The organism is Paenibacillus alvei DSM 29 (assembly GCF_000293805.1).
Classification (GTDB): domain Bacteria; phylum Bacillota; class Bacilli; order Paenibacillales; family Paenibacillaceae; genus Paenibacillus_B; species Paenibacillus_B alvei.
In genome coordinates this window covers 322,476-338,541 of sequence record NZ_AMBZ01000007.1, presented here as the reverse complement: position 1 = coordinate 338,541, position 16,066 = coordinate 322,476, and the positions used below count along the sequence as shown (strand labels likewise).

13 protein-coding genes and 4 pseudogenes are annotated in these 16,066 nt (G+C 43.3%); 3 read left to right on the top strand and 14 right to left on the bottom strand.

What is annotated here, in order from left to right; translation table 11 throughout:
- Window positions 1-272: 272 nt before the first annotated feature.
- The 3 genes from PAV_RS22775 to PAV_RS22765 are packed head-to-tail and all read right to left on the bottom strand — an operon-like array spanning window position 273 to window position 2,062.
- Window positions 273-1,415, bottom strand: coding sequence for a 1-propanol dehydrogenase PduQ (locus PAV_RS22775; RefSeq protein ID WP_005550153.1), 1,143 nt, complete (start codon window positions 1,413-1,415; stop codon window positions 273-275).
- A gap of 34 nt (window positions 1,416-1,449) precedes the next feature.
- Window positions 1,450-1,743, bottom strand: coding sequence for a BMC domain-containing protein (locus PAV_RS22770; protein WP_005550150.1), 294 nt, complete (start codon window positions 1,741-1,743; stop codon window positions 1,450-1,452).
- Between the two features lie 22 nt (window positions 1,744-1,765).
- Window positions 1,766-2,062 (bottom strand): BMC domain-containing protein, encoded by a 297-nt coding sequence (locus PAV_RS22765; RefSeq protein WP_005550149.1) that lies wholly within the window; start codon window positions 2,060-2,062, stop codon window positions 1,766-1,768.
- A gap of 318 nt (window positions 2,063-2,380) precedes the next feature.
- Here PAV_RS22765 and PAV_RS22760 point away from each other — a divergent pair, with 318 nt between their 5' ends.
- Complete coding sequence (locus PAV_RS22760; protein WP_005550147.1) at window positions 2,381-3,328, top strand: choline kinase family protein; 948 nt, start codon at window positions 2,381-2,383, stop codon at window positions 3,326-3,328.
- Window positions 3,329-3,517: 189 nt separating this feature from the next.
- Here PAV_RS22760 and PAV_RS22755 read toward each other — a convergent pair.
- The 6 genes and pseudogenes from PAV_RS22755 to PAV_RS22730 form a co-directional block, all read right to left on the bottom strand.
- Window positions 3,518-4,310 (bottom strand): annotated as a pseudogene (locus PAV_RS22755) (SDR family NAD(P)-dependent oxidoreductase).
- A gap of 144 nt (window positions 4,311-4,454) precedes the next feature.
- On the bottom strand, window positions 4,455-5,417 hold the full coding sequence (locus tag PAV_RS22750; RefSeq protein WP_005550146.1) for an LLM class oxidoreductase: 963 nt from the start codon (window positions 5,415-5,417) through the stop codon (window positions 4,455-4,457).
- A gap of 42 nt (window positions 5,418-5,459) precedes the next feature.
- Window positions 5,460-6,303 (bottom strand): annotated as a pseudogene (locus tag PAV_RS22745) (aldo/keto reductase).
- Window positions 6,304-6,348: 45 nt separating this feature from the next.
- Window positions 6,349-6,821 (bottom strand): annotated as a pseudogene (locus PAV_RS22740) (tautomerase family protein).
- A 508-nt stretch (window positions 6,822-7,329) separates the two neighbouring features.
- A complete protein-coding gene (locus tag PAV_RS22735) occupies window positions 7,330-8,049 on the bottom strand; it encodes a DUF981 family protein (protein ID WP_005550143.1) in 720 nt (239 codons plus the stop codon).
- A 38-nt stretch (window positions 8,050-8,087) separates the two neighbouring features.
- Window positions 8,088-8,630, bottom strand: coding sequence for an NADPH-dependent FMN reductase (locus tag PAV_RS22730; protein ID WP_005550142.1), 543 nt, complete (start codon window positions 8,628-8,630; stop codon window positions 8,088-8,090).
- Between the two features lie 311 nt (window positions 8,631-8,941).
- On the opposite strand from PAV_RS22730, the gene PAV_RS22725 reads away from it, so the two are divergent.
- The gene (locus PAV_RS22725; RefSeq protein ID WP_005550141.1) at window positions 8,942-9,154 is read left to right on the top strand and encodes an HTH domain-containing protein; all 213 of its coding nucleotides are present in this window, start codon (window positions 8,942-8,944) and stop codon (window positions 9,152-9,154) included.
- Window positions 9,155-9,439: 285 nt separating this feature from the next.
- Here the strand turns inward: PAV_RS22725 and alv are convergent, their stop codons facing one another.
- Complete coding sequence (alv, locus tag PAV_RS22720; RefSeq protein ID WP_005550140.1) at window positions 9,440-10,945, bottom strand: cholesterol-dependent cytolysin alveolysin; 1,506 nt, start codon at window positions 10,943-10,945, stop codon at window positions 9,440-9,442.
- Between the two features lie 415 nt (window positions 10,946-11,360).
- Here alv and PAV_RS22715 point away from each other — a divergent pair, with 415 nt between their 5' ends.
- On the top strand, window positions 11,361-11,546 hold the full coding sequence (locus tag PAV_RS22715; protein WP_005550136.1) for a YgaP family membrane protein: 186 nt from the start codon (window positions 11,361-11,363) through the stop codon (window positions 11,544-11,546).
- Between the two features lie 180 nt (window positions 11,547-11,726).
- Here PAV_RS22715 and PAV_RS22710 read toward each other — a convergent pair whose 3' ends face one another.
- From PAV_RS22710 to PAV_RS22695, 4 genes and pseudogenes are all read right to left on the bottom strand, one after another.
- Window positions 11,727-12,623, bottom strand: coding sequence for a LysR family transcriptional regulator (locus PAV_RS22710; RefSeq protein ID WP_005550135.1), 897 nt, complete (start codon window positions 12,621-12,623; stop codon window positions 11,727-11,729).
- Between the two features lie 145 nt (window positions 12,624-12,768).
- A pseudogene (locus PAV_RS22705) lies at window positions 12,769-14,309 on the bottom strand (acyl-CoA carboxylase subunit beta).
- Between the two features lie 31 nt (window positions 14,310-14,340).
- Window positions 14,341-15,123, bottom strand: a complete 783-nt coding sequence (locus PAV_RS22700; RefSeq protein WP_005550130.1) for an enoyl-CoA hydratase — start codon at window positions 15,121-15,123, stop codon at window positions 14,341-14,343.
- A 38-nt stretch (window positions 15,124-15,161) separates the two neighbouring features.
- Window positions 15,162-16,064 carry a hydroxymethylglutaryl-CoA lyase gene (locus PAV_RS22695; protein WP_005550127.1) on the bottom strand — a complete coding sequence of 301 codons (903 nt, stop codon included), beginning with the start codon at window positions 16,062-16,064 and terminating at the stop codon, window positions 15,162-15,164.
- Between the last annotated feature and the right edge of the window lie 2 nt (window positions 16,065-16,066).

The window sequence follows — 16,066 nt, the reverse complement described above, 5'->3', positions numbered from 1 at the left end:
TAGGATTTATATATATAAAATGCGTGTTCAAAAAGGCCGGTTTTCAGCACCGGAGCTTATGCTTCCGATGTGCGTTTTTTCAAAACGCTTCAGTTGGATGAAGCTAGGGCCTGAGGAGCGGAGTGTACGTTTTGGGTACATGAGCACCTGAAATGTTTCCGGAGGAAACATACTTCGTAAGCATCTGCTTAGACCGGCTGAATTCAAGATTCGATGCCGAGTCCACTTCATGATTTACTTCGTGATCAAAAGCGGACTATTTGAACAACCTATTAAAAGCTTTTACGGTAAATGTGCGCCAACTCTTCCTCCGTTGGCTGACGAGGATTGGTTGGCGTACAGCGGTCTGCCATCGCGGTTCGCGCCATACGGGACAACGCCTCCTCAAAAGCATCCTGATCGACGCCAAGTTCGCGGATTCCGGTTTCGATACCGATGGAGCGTTTCAGCTTTCCAATTGCCTGGATCAAACTTACGGTTCCTTCACGGGCGGTTCGGGCCGGCAAGTGCAGCAGCGAAGCGAGCCTAGCATAACGTTCGCAAACCCTGTCTATGGCTTTTCCGCCCAAGTTGGCGTTATACTCCATTACCGCCTCAAGAAGCAGGGAATTCACCCGTCCGTGAGCAATGTGAAACGTTCCGCCAAAGGCGTGGGACATACTATGAATGATACCAAGACCGGCGTTAGTAAACGCCATTCCCGCCATACAGGATGCATGCTGCACCCGAATCCGCGCCTCTGCATCTGCCGGATTGTGGTAAAGCGTTTCCAGATGAGCAAATACCAGTTGGACGGCCTTTTCGGCTAATGCATCGGTAAAGTCGGTCGCTTTGGCAGAGACATAAGCCTCCAGCGCATGAGTCAGAACATCCATTCCGGTGTCCACCACCACTTTGTTTGGCAATTGCTTGGTAAGGGTGGAATCGAGAATCGCGATGTCTGGTGCGATAAAATCATCCACGATCACGATTTTGTCTCCGTCTACCGTAATTACCGAAAAGTCGGTTACTTCCGATCCGGTGCCGCTGGTAGAAGGAATGGCAATAAATGATGGTTTGACAAAAGGCGCGCCTTTCTCCTGTGCATATTGCCGGGCGAAGTACAGAACGCCCTTTGCTGTATCAATGACCGAGCCACCGCCCAGCGCCAGTAACACATCAGCGCCGCTTTCCCAATACACTTGAAGCGCTTCGGCCACAATACTGACGTTGGGATCCGGCTTAACACCGGTAAACACTGCAGTAGAGATTCCACCGCTTTGCAACAGATCAACCACTTGCTCCAGATAACCCAACTTCTCCATCATCTGGTCGGAAACGATACAGGCTTTCTTACCTTGAATTTCCGCCAGTTTCTTCAGTGACTGTTCGCCTGAATAAACCTTCGATTTCATAACAAAGATGTCGTTTATCACGGTCACCTCCCTTGAATTTATCGATAACCTGCCCTTAAGAAGGAAGGGCATAGCGGGCAATGATCTTTTCAATGTCTGGGTGTGGATTAGGAATAACGTTGGAACAGTACACCTCAGTCCCCATCGCCTGTACAGCGGCAACACCTGCATCTACTGCAGCCCTTACAGCCCCTACATCTCCGCGAACAAGGACAGATATATAACCGGACGCCACGTTTTCGTAACCGATCAAATCTACATCGGCCGCTTTGCACATGGCATCCGCCGCTTCCATGACGAATACAATTCCAAAGGTTTCAATGAAACCCAGTGCATCATGCTTGCTCATAACCTCTCTCCCTTCCCGGCAATTAAGCGTTAATTGCATGCGCTTTCACAATTCCTGCAATAGAACTGAGCGGACGCGGCATCACATTATGGGCAGTGACTTTGCCGATCTTCGCTGCCGCTTCAGCGCCAGCCTCTACTGCCGAACGAACTGCCGCGACATCACCTTTTACCATTATCGTTACAAGCGTGGAACCCACATTCTCATAGGATACAAGAACAACATCTGCTGCTTTAAGCATAGCGTCCGCCGCTTGAATGGCAGGAACCATGCCCAATGTTTCCACAAGCCCAAGAGCTTCTTCTCCCCGGTATTCCAATCGAACCTCACCTCACCTGGGTATTTTAATTTGTGAATCCGCTATTAATATCAGATACTTCAACTCCTACTTGCAGGTTAACATAGGTTCGCTCCGTGATTATGGAGGATTCGGTAGATGATTTTAGGATTCTAATGCCCCTTTTACCGACAATCTGGTACAAAAACGTCTTTCTTGCATCACAAGTACCAGAACGCCCTCAAGCTCGTTCGTTTCATTGAAATTCTCCTGCTATCTTGCTATAATTGTGGAAAAATCTGTGCGGCGAGTGTATACAATGGTTAACGCATGTATATGGAATGCCGAGAAAAGGCCATCATGAAACCTCTAACCGACTTTTTATCCAAACAAATGAATATGGAAGAACTGGTGCAGCGAAAACTCCGTCTGTTTTTTGAAGACGAGCGTATTGTTTTTGACAAATCTCGTTTTGCGGGCGGGTTGACCAATTATAACTACATTATGAATATCCACGGAACGGAGTACGTGATTCGCAAGCCCGGTAACCTGACGGATCAGATGATCGACCGCAGGATAGAGCGTGTAAACAACGGCATCGCTTCGGAGTTTGGCGTAAATTCGGAGTGTATCTATTTTGATGAGGAAAGCGGCATTAAGATCAGCAAATATATTCCCGATAGCACAACGCTTGCCGCGGCAGGCCCCATGGCTTTGCAAAGCTTGCAGGCCGTTTCTTCTTTACTAAAGAAGATTCATGGTAGTCCCAAGCACTTCCCTAACAAGTTTGATTGGCTCAGTGAGCTTGCCAAATATGAAACTATTGTCACGCAGATCAACGGTGAATTGTTTTTTGACTACGCGCCCTTAAAAGAGCAATTGCTTCGTTTCATGCAAGACCATGTCAAAAATGTCCTTTCCGTACCTTGCCATAATGATACGGTTCCAGAGAATTTTCTTGTAGACGGGGACGGCAGTGTCTATTTGATTGATTGGGAATATTCCGGAATGAACGATCCTGCTTTTGATATTGCTGCGTATATCATCGAATCGCGTTTGACAGCAGAGGCGATTGACCAACTGTTTGAAGCCTATTACGGCAATGCGTTGACGCAGGATGATCTGATGAAGGTCAAATGCTATATGATGGCCCAGGATTTGTTATGGACGGTGTGGGCCCTGCTGCGTCATTATACAGGGGATGATTACCTGGATTACTGCTCGCTGCGATATAACCGCCTGCGACGGAATATTCAAGTATTAAGCATGCAACCGGATTATCCTATCGCCGACATGGTAATGCGCTAGCACGAGCCTTCGTTTGCGCTGGGATGAGAAACTTTTGGAGGTTTATCCAGTCTCTTTAAAAACGATTGACGGGTCAGATCATATATAAAAAACCTGTACTTTCTTATCTACATGGATAAAAAAGTACAGGTTTTTTGTAATTTAAGCTCAGAATTTGCAATTGAATGAAGGCGCAGTACCCGCATTCCATTAAAATACACTACGTACTAATCCTCCATCGATTCTTAAAGCAGAACCATTAATAGCTGAAGAAAGAGGACTACTTAAAAACGTAACAAAATGTGCTATTTCTTCTGGTCGAATAAGCCGCTGAATGATAGAAGTTGGCCGATTTTCTTTCATAAACCGCAATTCAGCTTCCTCCATGTTCAATTTCTCATTTGGATATAAGCTGTTTAGCATCGTTTCCACGCCTTCCGTTAGAGTGGAACCAGGCATAATCGTGTTGACGGTTACGTTTGTGCCTTTCGTCAGCTCGGCTAAACTGCGTGACAGCGAGAGCTGCATCGTCTTAGTCGCGCTATAATGGGCCATTTCTTGAGAAGGCATAATGGCTGCTTCACTAGCGATAAATATAACCCGGCCTTCTTTTTTGAATCATTTGATTCAGGTACCATCGAGTAAGCCGAACACCACTCATAATGTTGACCTCAAACATCTTAAACCAATCTTCATCAGGAATATGAAAGTATTCTTTTGGCTCAAAAATCCCTAAGTTGTTAATAAGAATATCTACTTCTGGGTATTCCTCTATAACCTTTTGGCACCCTTTTTCTGATCCTAAATCAGATACTAATGACTGAAGGACAGCTTCAGGAGCCTGTTCTTGAATTTCTTTCATGGTTTGCTTAACCTTTTCTTCATGGCGTCCATTTATAATGACCGTAACGCCTTCCATTGCTAATGACATAGCAATTGCTTTCCCAATACCTGCTGTAGATCCCGTAACTAGCGCAGTCTTCCCTTTCAAATTCATAAACATTTGAAATCCCTCCAACATTAAATGTAGTTTCCTCTTCCCTCGCATTTACCACAACTGCTTTTAGCTCAATCAACACTTCATTTTTATAAAATAAGGAGTGGATAAGGATATGAACTCCAACAATTCCACTCCCCTGTAATTTTCTTATTGCTGCTTGATTGCAGGAAAATGAGGCAACACGTCTTCGCCTAGCTCATGAATAACTTCTTCAGCCGGCCTTTTCCCATCAAATAATGCAAAGAAAAGATGATTTACGCCAATTTCTTTATATATGTTCAGTAATTCTACTAATCGATTCCGCCCTACTCGGAATCCCAAACGAATCGGGGTAGGCATTTCATTTGGATCCTCTGATAAATCCAAATGCATGGGCTGTGTAAATGGTTTAAAGACCCCAGGATGGTACTGCTCCACAAGTTCTCTCCACTGTCGAATCGCCTCGGCTTGAAATTGCGGACTTCTCGGATAATACATCCATCCGTCGCCATTTTCCGCAAACCATTCCATCGACTGCTGCGCATATCCTGTAATGATCGTCGGAATTCGCTTTGTCGGTTTTGGAACTAAATTACTGCCCTGAATGACTCCTAAAGAAGATCGAATAGAAGGATACTCTTTATATAACACTTGATTTAAATAATGAAATGATTCAATGAATCGATCTCCTCGATCATCATGATTAACGTTCAGACCATGGAAATCGGCTCTCCGATCACCAGAAGAAACTCCCATAATTAAGCGTTCTGGAAATAAACGGTCGATCGTCGCGATTTCCTTAGCCACTCGTAAGGGATGACGTAATGTAAGGACAATCGCAGACGTTCCTAAGGCGATTTCTTTCGTCTGGCTTGCTAAATAGGTTAAATAAATAAGCATATCATAAATTTGACCTACTGCTGGGTCGCCAAACGAAGGATCTTCTAATATTACATCTCGAAGCCATAAACCGGTAAAACCATAATGCTCAGCTAATTGCGATAACTCTACTTGCTTCTCCATTGTCGGAGTTCCGAACTGATAATTTTCTAATGGAATGTGGAGTCCTAGTGTCAACTCCCCTTCTTTATACATCCGATTATAGCCGTGGTGATTGGAAAATACACTCATGAAGTTCTCCTTCCTACACGTTCCTATATATGAAGGAATTCATTAGAAATCAAAATTGTCCGGATCTGGACCCACTCGATGGTTCTGATTTAAACCGTCAATTTTTTTCATATCTTCTACCGTTAACTCAAAGTCAAACACTATAGAGTTTTCAATAATTCGATGTTCTTTTGTAGACTTTGGAATCGTCACAACACCATTTTGTAAATCCCATCGCAAAATGACTTGAGCTACAGATTTGTTATATTTTCTCGCAATTTCTGTTAAAAACCTCGTTGTCTAATAATTGCCCTTGCATTAATGGGGACCATGCCTCTAGCTGGATTCCATGTTCTTGGCAGAACGATTGGAGGTCTTTTTGAGTCAAACGCGGATGGTACTCCACTTGATTCACCATCGGTTTAATTTCTGCATCTTTCATCAATTCTTCAAGATGATGAATTTGAAAATTACTTACCCCGATTGCTTTTACTCTTCCTTCTTTATAAAGGGTCTCTAACGCTTTCCATGCGTCTTTATACTTACCTTCTACAGGCCAGTGAACGAGGTATAAATCAAGATATTCCAGCCCGAGCTTTTTTAAACTTGTTTCGTATGCGGCAATTGTGGACTCATATCCCAAATCAGCATTCCATACTTTGGAAGTTACAAACAAGTCTTCTCTTGAAATCCCAGCTTTTTGAATTCCTTCACGGATGCCTTGTCCGACTCCTTCTTCATTACCATAGATAGCTGAAGTATCAACACTACGATAACCATTCGCAATAGCTGCTTTTACCGCATTAACTAACTCAGGCCCCTCTTCTACTTTAAATACTCCAATACCAAACCAAGGCATTTTTACACCGTTATGCAACGTCGTTGTATCCTGCAAATTTTTGGTCATTCCAATTACCTCCATTATTATCTGTTTCGAATGCGTGGTCTTTATTTAAAATGTCCGACTTTTGGAAAGAAAGTCTTTATCTGCTCCCGTTACACCACTTTGTCCCCAGTTACCTGGAATCATTTCACGAATGACGATAAGTACTTTGTCCATAGGTGCATGAGTGAATTTAGAAGTTATTTGTGTAAGCTGGTTTACCCATTTATCCTTTGTATCTTGATCAAATGTATTCCATATATCAATCGTGATGACAGCCATTCCATCTATGTTATTATCCAGTGCATGATAAGACTCTTTTGTATTCCAATTGACCATCCTGCTCTTCTCTGCAAAATTAGCATCGATTGCGGCTGCCCCAGCTTTTCCCCAGTTTTCTTTCTCGAGTTCTTTTATCAATACTTGAATTTTGTCAGGGACAATCTTTAATAATTTTGTTGTAAGTTCGGTTACATTATAAATGAATTCCTTTTTTCATCTGTTGACATCGTTGGCCAAGTATTTAGCTCAATGAATGGCATAGTATCCTATCCTCCTCTCTTCAAATTCTTTATTTCAACCAGACTTTGAAGTACCCGATCTTTACCGCTATTTTGATCGTTTTCTTCTAACGCTATACTCCAACGAATAAGGATTCACAGCTCCAAGCACCATATTAAAGCTGTATGAATAAGTCCAATGGAGTTAGTTCTATCATTCGCGTTAGGTTTGAAGATGTCCACAACATGTATTATAAGGAGTATCTTTTGCGAAGGTAAGTACGCACTTTTAAGTTATATAGGCACCTAAAAGTAACATTTAGGATCTTATGTCCCTTTTTTGAATTGAATGGACTGAGTAACGAAGAAGAACAGAAAGAAATATTGGATTAGATGGTCGTCAGATGATATCATCATCCGATTATTGTGAGATCATGTTAATGCCAACGCAAAAAACACCTCCAAGGTTGTCTTCATATCTTGCGACATAAAAACATTCTCTTGAAGGTGTTAAGATGCACACCAGGTGGTAGATATGACTGCTTCTTTATTACATCGTATTTACAATTAATCCAATATGAGTGAAATAATTCAATGCTCCGAATAAAGTGAATGACACTCCCGTAATTGTCCAAACAGTACTCATAATTTTAACAACAAAAGACTCTCTATTCGCTAATGAGAAGGGCAGCAAAATAGCTCCAATTCCAGTAAGTGCGTATAGTCCTGAAATAAACGATGCTTCAAGCATAGGGTAGTCTGCAAACTGACCTGAAATAGGTTCTTCAGGCGGCGCTGCAAACAGTTGGAAATATACACCTGCAATTGCAATTGAAATCAGGGCAAGTCCCATCGCTGAAGCAAAATAAGAAAGAGGACGAGCCATTTCGACAGTCTGATCAAGAATTACTTTTGAGTCCTTTTTGAACTCTTTTGTCATTTGTTCATTTTTCGATATTTTATTTGACATACGCCAAAGGATAACTGCCCCTGCAAGCAACATTACTCCAAATGCAAGAGAGGGTTCTCCAAATATAATATCGTCAAAAGGAAATCCTACTTTGGATAAAGGCCATGTGAGCGTCATGGCTCCACCCAGAAGAGTAAGAATAAAGCCGGATACAGCAAATCCTATAGCCCATCCCTCTAAACTTACTTGTCTTCCTCTTTTAAGAAGCCATCCAAAACGGACTAGCTGCAAGAGACCTATTCCTGTTGCAATAGACATAATCGTGTTATACATCTGTGTATTTGACCATTCAATATGCATACAAATACTTCCTTTACTAGTGAAATAAATTATTCAAATTAACGAATTGTATATAAAGCTTTGGACCAAGGAATTAATTGGTCTAACATTTGGTTAACAGAATCGGTTTGCACTGCTTTTGGTTTAAAATCAGTACCATTTTCAAAATCTGTGAATAGTGACAAGGCTGGATGTACACGTACATCTGCAATTAATAGCTCACCCATAATACCACGCAAATGTTCAGCCGCTCGCGCACCACCTACAGAGCCATAAGATACAATACCCGCAGCTTTGTTATTCCATTCAACTCGTAAATAATCCAGTGCATTTTTGAGAGCACCTGTAATGGAATGATTGTACTCTTGTACGATGAAAACAAACCCATCTTGCTTTGCAATCACTTCTGACCAAGCTTGTGCACCAGAAGCATCTTGCCCTGGTTCACCTAGTAAAGGCAATTTGTAATCTGCAATATCAATAATTGTATAATTCGCATCTCCGCGTTGATCTGCAATTTCTTTTACCCATTGTGCCACCTGTGGACTTACACGCCCTTCACGTGTTGATCCAATAATGATTCCGATATTTAATTCTGCCATTACTTTTTCCTCCTTTTTATTTGAAGCAAAGAACCTATTTAAAAAACCCATTTCTTAATCCCACCTTTAAAAAGTGTAAAAAGGTTCGAATCCGTATATCTTGAATTCGAGTTAATAGTAACACGATTATTCAAATTTCGTCAACATTTCTAGACTAGGAAATAATATTACTAAATAAGTTAAATAGTCCCATCTGTTTTGTTGTCAATATATTTTGAAGCGGTATTTTTAGCTATTCGAAGTCTGAGCATCAGCAAGAACAATTTGATATAATACACCACACAATAAAGCAAGCATGAGAAGGTGATTCTTTGAAGATTGACAGGTTGATAGGCATTATTGGGGGGGTAACGAATAAAGAACGAGTTACGATTCAAGAATTAGCAGATAAATTTGAAGTAACGAAACGTACTATATTCCGTGATTTAGATACATTGAATATGGATTGGGTCGCAGATTTCGTAATTAGCCTTCAAGGGAAGGGTCGTGCATTGAAGCCCGCTTCCCTACGTCAAATTGTATAGGGTAAGCTTGAAAACATGGTTTCTTTCTATAAAGATGACATATATCGGTTGACTTCCATAGTTCAAAATAAGGGCATTCCCATACCATCAATTGAATCTAATTATGAAATCAAGTTTATCATAGTATACAAATAGTACAAAGAATTTTTGTATAACCCCCGAACATCTCTTCACTACCGATGTAATTAGTGCAAATTCTATCATAAATGAGTAAGCAGCAAAAACATGCAAAAGAAAAAACATCTCCCCAATTAAATGAGGAGATGTTCATACATTCATATATAATTAGTGAGTAATGGATGATTTCGGATATAACGTTGTTCCCCAAATCGAAACATTAATATCGCTTGCTAACGGAACGTTATATTCATCAACAACTGTTCTCCACCATTCCCAAGCAAGACCTGTGCATTCTCTCGCAAAAATTCTTATGTTCTTGGCATTAGGAGGAAGTGGGATTTCTGTTGAGAAATGAGCAGATCTATCGCGCCAATTTCCATCCCAACTTTTACGAGTCACGATTTCTTGTCCATCTGCATCATATGAAAATTCATCCCAATATACTTCAAACTGAGCTACATATGCACCACTATGATCAAGCTTAATTTTACCCTTCGAATATTCCGTCGTTTTCGTCTCGATATACTCGGTATTGTTGTGAACAGCAGCAATGGAATTGTCTTTCAAGAAGACACTTGTATATGAAATCGGGTAAGCAGGGTTCTTGCTGCTAAATTGTGCATTGTCCTTGATTACACTTTGGATAACATTGAAGTCTTTCGTAACGACTTGGTTATGGGTTTGCGCGTCGCCGCCTAGTACAACGGCAGTAAACGAGCTGTTCTCATAAATATCTTTGTACTGTCCGCTAGCTTGTATGCTAGGATTATTGAGCAACAATTTAAATGCCGTTTGTACGTCATTGCTCTTAGAAGTTGTTTCCAATTTTACGTAAATAGTTCTGCCGTAAGCCACGTTAGATACCATCAGCGGCGGTGCCTCATTGCTTACTCCCTTGCGAGCTAACTCAGCAAATGTCACACTGTCATCGAACAAGTCTGATGGATTGTTGGGCAGTCCTGCACTTACGGTATAAAAGATTTGCTTGTAAGCAGCAACCATCACTTTTTTCTCGCCATTTGCAACCGCGTTAAAGTCGATTCCGAGTGTACCGTTCAGTACTTTAGCGTTCACATTCAGGGCGCTGGAAATTTGATTTTGGCTGTAAACCATGGATTCAGCGTATTGTAATCTTGCAGGCAGTGTATGCGTGCTGGAATACTTCTCGCCCCAAGTCGACACGAGCTGATCAATGGCACTAGATACAGTGCCGTAATTTGGATTTTGAACGGAAATTGTATTCTCGTTCTTCAAACCAGGCAGATCGATGCTAATATCTAATGGTTTTCTCGCAGCCATAACCAGACTAGGCTGATTATCGGCAAAATCCTTATTTGCAAGCTGTATTGCGCCTGGATACGTGCGATTCGTGATTGAATCAACGATGGAAATATCTACGGGTGACGTTGTGAGTGATTTTTTGTCCCGTTCAACCACGATAAATTTGCCATTGGACTGAATGCCTTCTTTGGGAACAAAACTACTGATTTGATCCCCTTGAATAGCCAAAACCTCATTGCGATTATAGTTCAGTCCTGCGATCCCCATATCAATATCATTGGGTTCGGTTGGTGCTGCGGAGGAAATACTCGCAAAAGCGAACACTTGTAAGCTTACTAACAAACTTACGAGTACTTTCCTTCCTTTCAAGTGGTTTGATTTTTTCTTCATACAGTGATCCCCTTTTTATGTAAATTTGTAGTACTAATGTACTACATTAATTTTTTATCGGTAATTTGGTATGAATTTTTTATATTTATAAATAGAAAGAATACGAAATTTCATAACTTTTATGACAGGAATAAAATTTTTTTGAGTCTAATTCGAGTATATATCATAATACATTCCATATATGGGTTTTCTTATTAAACATGATTTTGTATATATAACACATAACCACCATATATAACCATTAAGAAAGAATCAAATAAAAAACTCCCCTAACAGCCCATTAGGAGAGTGTGTTTGAACCTAGATTAGCCAATCTATTCCACGCATGAGAATGCACCCTATTTCAAACCATAATTATGCGGTAACTTTAATATGTGTTTGAGCAAATTGACTTCGCTTACGGAGGTGGAAAAACTTGAAATGTAATGTTGGTAAAACAGAACAAGCGATTCGAATCTCGATTGGAGCTGCAATCATCTTTGCGGGACTTTATTATAGAAGATGGTGGGGATTAATTGGATTGGCCCCGATCATTACAGGCACAACCCGCTATTGTCCGGCGAATGCGGTTCTTGGCATAAAAAATTGCAAAGTGAAATAAATGCACCCTTTCGCTTTTATATTTTCCGTAATTCAATGACGATTGGTTGAAGTTTCCGATAATGAGTCTAAAACCTTATGATAGGTTTTGGACTCCGCTTCATCCAATCCCTTCAGTCATCTGTTGCCCGCCAATTCCATTTTCCGAGAGTTCCGTATTCATATTGGAATTAGCCACTGTTCATAATCCTGGATGATTCGGCGGATTGGCCTTGAGATAGGAGATAAACGCGCGGGATGCATATGAAAGATATTTATCCCGAGGATAAATGAGAGCCAACTCCCAAGCAATTTCCGGTTGAGAGACGGTAACGGCATGAATGGCAAGATGGTGCAAACGGTTCGCCATCGACCGCGGAATCAATGATATTCCTAGTTGCGAAGCTACCATCTCGCAACAGAAATCCCATAGAGAGGTCAAATGAGCGACCTTGGGTTCGAACCCAGCCTGCAAGCATGCTTGCTCTACTACGTCATGAAGGGCAAATTCCTTGGTGAACAGTATGAACGGCTCATTCTGTAATTCGGTCAAGCTGACGGATTTTCTCCCGGCCAGCCAATGATGACTGCTCACGATGACTACCAGTTCTTCCGTTAATAAGGAAACCGTTCGATACAAACGTGTGTTCACCGGCAGCACCGTGACCCCAAAATCGATATTTCCTTGCTCCATCTGCATCATTACTTGTTTCGCGCTGTATTCTACCATTTGAATCTCAATCTTGGGATATCTCTTCTTGAATCCGGCAATGATTTTTGGGAAAAGCAATGCGCTGATTGTAGGCATGATCCCCATTGTCACTTTTCCTCTTTGCACGTGAACCAGTTCATTTACAGAAGAAGATAAATCCTCTAGCATCTGTAAAATTTTCAAAGCCTTCTCGTTAACCAGCTTGCCTGTATCGGTGAGTACAATCTCCCTGTCGGAACGATCAAGCAAAGTAACGCCCAACTCATCCTCGAGACTTTTGATCATCTTACTGATAGATGGCTGAGAAACAAACAAAACCTGCGAAGCTTTTGTAAAATTTTTATGCTTGGCTACTTCTGCAAAATAATGAAGCTGTTTAATATCCATCTGATCCGGATCTTCCTCCTTCCCCTACAGGCAAAGTGGTATCCAAACCATTCATCCCTTGGCTCAAGATCATGATATGCTTGACACGCCAAAAACAGCACCTCGCGCCGCTAAACGCTTGGTGCTGTTCGAAAATGTCGATGGTTTAAACCGGATTTACCGGGTGCTTGCGCTCTGAGAAGAAGACAGCCTTTGATGAATAAGCATCGAAACGGTTTACTAACTCGGTACGCAGCGAATTGGCAGGAATAATTCCGTCAATAATCATTTCCGAGGCTAGCCGGTAAATATCAATGTCCTGTTTATATTCCTCACGCTTTTGTTCGATAAAGGCAGCTCGCTCGTTTTCAGGAAGCCCCGCAATTTTATTGGCATATACGGCGTTGACTGCGGCCTCTGGCCCCATCACCGCGATTTGGGCTGTAGGCAGTGCAAGACAACAATCTGGTTCAAATGCTGGACCAGCCATCGCATAAAGGCCTGCTCCGTACGCTTTGCGAACGATTACCGAAATTTTAGGCACGGTTGCTTCGGACATAGCTGATATCATTTTCGCCCCATGGCGGATAATTCCTGCTCGCTCCACCTTCGTGCCGATCATAAAACCGGGGGACGTCGGCAAGAAATAGAAGCGGGATATGAAATGCATCGCAAAGGGTAATAAAATCTGGCTGCCTTATCCGCTGAATCAAGGAACAGCACGCCTCCCTTCACCCGCGGCTGATTGGCAATAATCCCGACTGGTTTTCCGTTCATTCGGGCCAATCCTGTAATGAGCTCTCCGGCAAACAGCTTCTTTATCTCAAAGAATGATTCCTCGTCGATAATCCGATCAATCAGGTCATACATATTGAACGGGGCATTCTGATTAGTCGGGATGAGCTCTTCCAATGATTTTTCAAAGAATGGTGGTGCCACTGGTTCTGCGACCGGCGGTTGTTCAGAAAAATGGGAGGGAAAATAGGAAAGATATCGCCGCGCCATCAAAATGGCTTCTTCTTCGGTTTTTGCCAGTACATCCCCGCACCCGGAAATCGAGCAGTGCATATGAGCTCCGCCCATCTCTTCCAGCGTAACCTTTTCTCCGATCACCATCTCCGCCATTCGCGGGGATCCGAGATACATCGATGCATTTCCATCTACCATAATCACGATATCGCAAAATGCCGGAATGTAGGCTCCGCCCGCAGCCGAAGGGCCGAACAGCAGGCAGATTTGAGGGATTTTGCCCGACAATTTGACTTGATTGTAAAAAATACGGCCAGCTCCGCGCCTGCCGGGAAACATCTCGACCTGATCTGTAATGCGGGCACCTGCTGAATCCACGAGATAAATCAACGGAACTCTCATTTTCTCCGCCGTCTCTTGGATTCGAATGATCTTCTCTACCGTACGCGATCCCCAAGAACCGGCTTTTACGGTAGAATCATTGGCCATTACACACACGGTTCTCCCGTTCATTTTTCCAATCGCCGTAACGACACCATCCGCCGGAAGATCTTCTGCAGCGCAGTTAGCGAACAATGCATCCTCCAGCTCGAAACCCGGATCAAACAATAGCTTCAACCGATCGCGCACAAATCGCTTCCCTTTATCTGCATTCTTTTGATGATAAGATGGATCCCCTCCTTTGAGGATTCGTGAAACACGTTCCTGCAGCTCCTCCGGATTGAATTCGATGGACATCCCCTATTCCTCCTTATCTGCGACATGCTTGTTACTCGCCCTTAAATATGGGAGGACGTTTCTCTTTGAACGCCTGCAGTCCTTCCAAGCGATCCTTTGTCGGAATCGTCGCTTCATATGCATGCTGCTCAATCGCCAGCCCGGTGTTCAGCTCCACTTCCATTCCCTTATCGATAGCAAATTTGGCCTGGGTCACAGCGATTGGAGCATTTCGAACAATACGGCCCGCCATTTCTAAGGCCTTATCGAGCAGGAATTCAGGCGGAGACACAGCCTCTACCAGCCCGATGTTCCTTGCTTCTTCGGCATCGATTTTTCTTGCCGTGAAAATGAGTTCCTTCGCGCGCCCCTTCCCGATCAGCCTCGGCAGCCGTTGCGTTCCTCCAGCGCCGGGAATAATCCCGAGCGAAGTCTCCGCAAGGGCGAATGTGGCGGTTGTAGAGGCAATCCGAATGTCACAGGCCAACGCCACTTCCATTCCCCCGCCAACAGCGGCTCCGTTCATGGCGGCAATGACAGGCTGGGGCAAGGCTTCTACATCATTGATGGTTTCGCGAATGAAAGATACCGTTCTGCGTACCTGGTTCATGTCCATGCCTGTGCGTTCTTTTAAATCGGCCCCTGCGCAAAATGCTTTCTCGCCAGTGCCTGTGATTACGATACAGCGAACAGTCCGATCCAATTTACATGCCGCTGCCGCATCACGCAATTGTTCGAGCATCTTGATTGATAACGAATTGGCGGCTTCCGGCCGGTTCAACGTGATGAGCACAATTCCATTTCCCCTGTTAGAGACTAATACGGCTTTTTCCATGATCGCCCCTCTTTCCCTGAACCCAATCATGCACCTGCTTATTCGTTCGAGCTGTCGACCTGTAAATTCCGGCTCGGCAACGTTCTTCCGATCTTCTCCTGAATAAAGCGCGCCGCGGAGAGCAGCTTTTCCTGATTTACCCCCGTCTGAATCCCCATCGCATCCAGCATGAAAAGCAAATCTTCCGAAGCGACATTGCCGGAGGCTCCAGGGGCATACGGGCACCCTCCCAGTCCTCCGACAGAGGCATCGAATGTTGTGATCCCCATGTCCATGGACACCAGAATATTAGCCAGTGCCGTTCCACGCGTATCGTGAAAGTGCAGAGCCAGTTTCTTGGCATCAAAACGCTTTAGAAGCATACCCAATATGTCTTGTACCTGCTTTGGATTTGCAATGCCGATTGTATCCCCTAGAGATAACTCGCTTATCCCCATTTCGAACAATTTATCCGATACTCGGATGACCTCGTCGATAGAAACAGGCCCTTCATAAGGACAGCCAAAGACCGTTGATACATAACCGCGGACTGACTTTCCTGCGGAAAGAGCAGCTTGCACAACTTCTCGCAGAATGGGAAAAGTAATGCTTATTGACTTGTTTATATTCCTTTGATTATGGGTCTCGCTGGCAGACATAAAGACGGCCGCTTCATCCACGTTGGCTTCAAGTGCTCGCTCCAAGCCCTGCCGATTCGGAACAAGCGCCGAATACGTAATGCCAGGCATACGCTTAATTCCTTTTGCAACTTCAGCGGCATCTGCCAGCGCTGGAATCCACCTCGGATTCACAAATGAAGTGATTTCTAAGGATTTCATTCCGGTACCGGACAATTGGTTGATCCAAGCGATTTTATCTTCTGTTGCAACGAACACCTTCTCATTTTGCAATCCGTCCCTTGGACCCACCTCTTTGATCGTCACACTCGCCGGCCAGTTCATCT

Excerpts from the sequence above, each read along its gene's own strand:
- PAV_RS22760 (WP_005550147.1), top strand. The coding sequence starts at position 2,381 with ATGAAACCTCTAACCGACTTTTTATCCAAACAAATGAATATGGAAGAA.
- alv (WP_005550140.1), bottom strand. The coding sequence starts at position 10,945 with ATGAAGAAAAAATCAAACCACTTGAAAGGAAGGAAAGTACTCGTAAGT.
- PAV_RS22730 (WP_005550142.1), bottom strand. The coding sequence starts at position 8,630 with ATGGCAGAATTAAATATCGGAATCATTATTGGATCAACACGTGAAGGG.
- PAV_RS22750 (WP_005550146.1), bottom strand. The coding sequence starts at position 5,417 with ATGAGTGTATTTTCCAATCACCACGGCTATAATCGGATGTATAAAGAA.
- PAV_RS22770 (WP_005550150.1), bottom strand. The coding sequence starts at position 1,743 with ATGAGCAAGCATGATGCACTGGGTTTCATTGAAACCTTTGGAATTGTA.
- PAV_RS22700 (WP_005550130.1), bottom strand. The coding sequence starts at position 15,123 with ATGGAAAAAGCCGTATTAGTCTCTAACAGGGGAAATGGAATTGTGCTC.
- PAV_RS22695 (WP_005550127.1), bottom strand. The coding sequence starts at position 16,064 with ATGAACTGGCCGGCGAGTGTGACGATCAAAGAGGTGGGTCCAAGGGAC.
- PAV_RS22710 (WP_005550135.1), bottom strand. The coding sequence starts at position 12,623 with ATGGATATTAAACAGCTTCATTATTTTGCAGAAGTAGCCAAGCATAAA.
- PAV_RS22735 (WP_005550143.1), bottom strand. The coding sequence starts at position 8,049 with ATGCATATTGAATGGTCAAATACACAGATGTATAACACGATTATGTCT.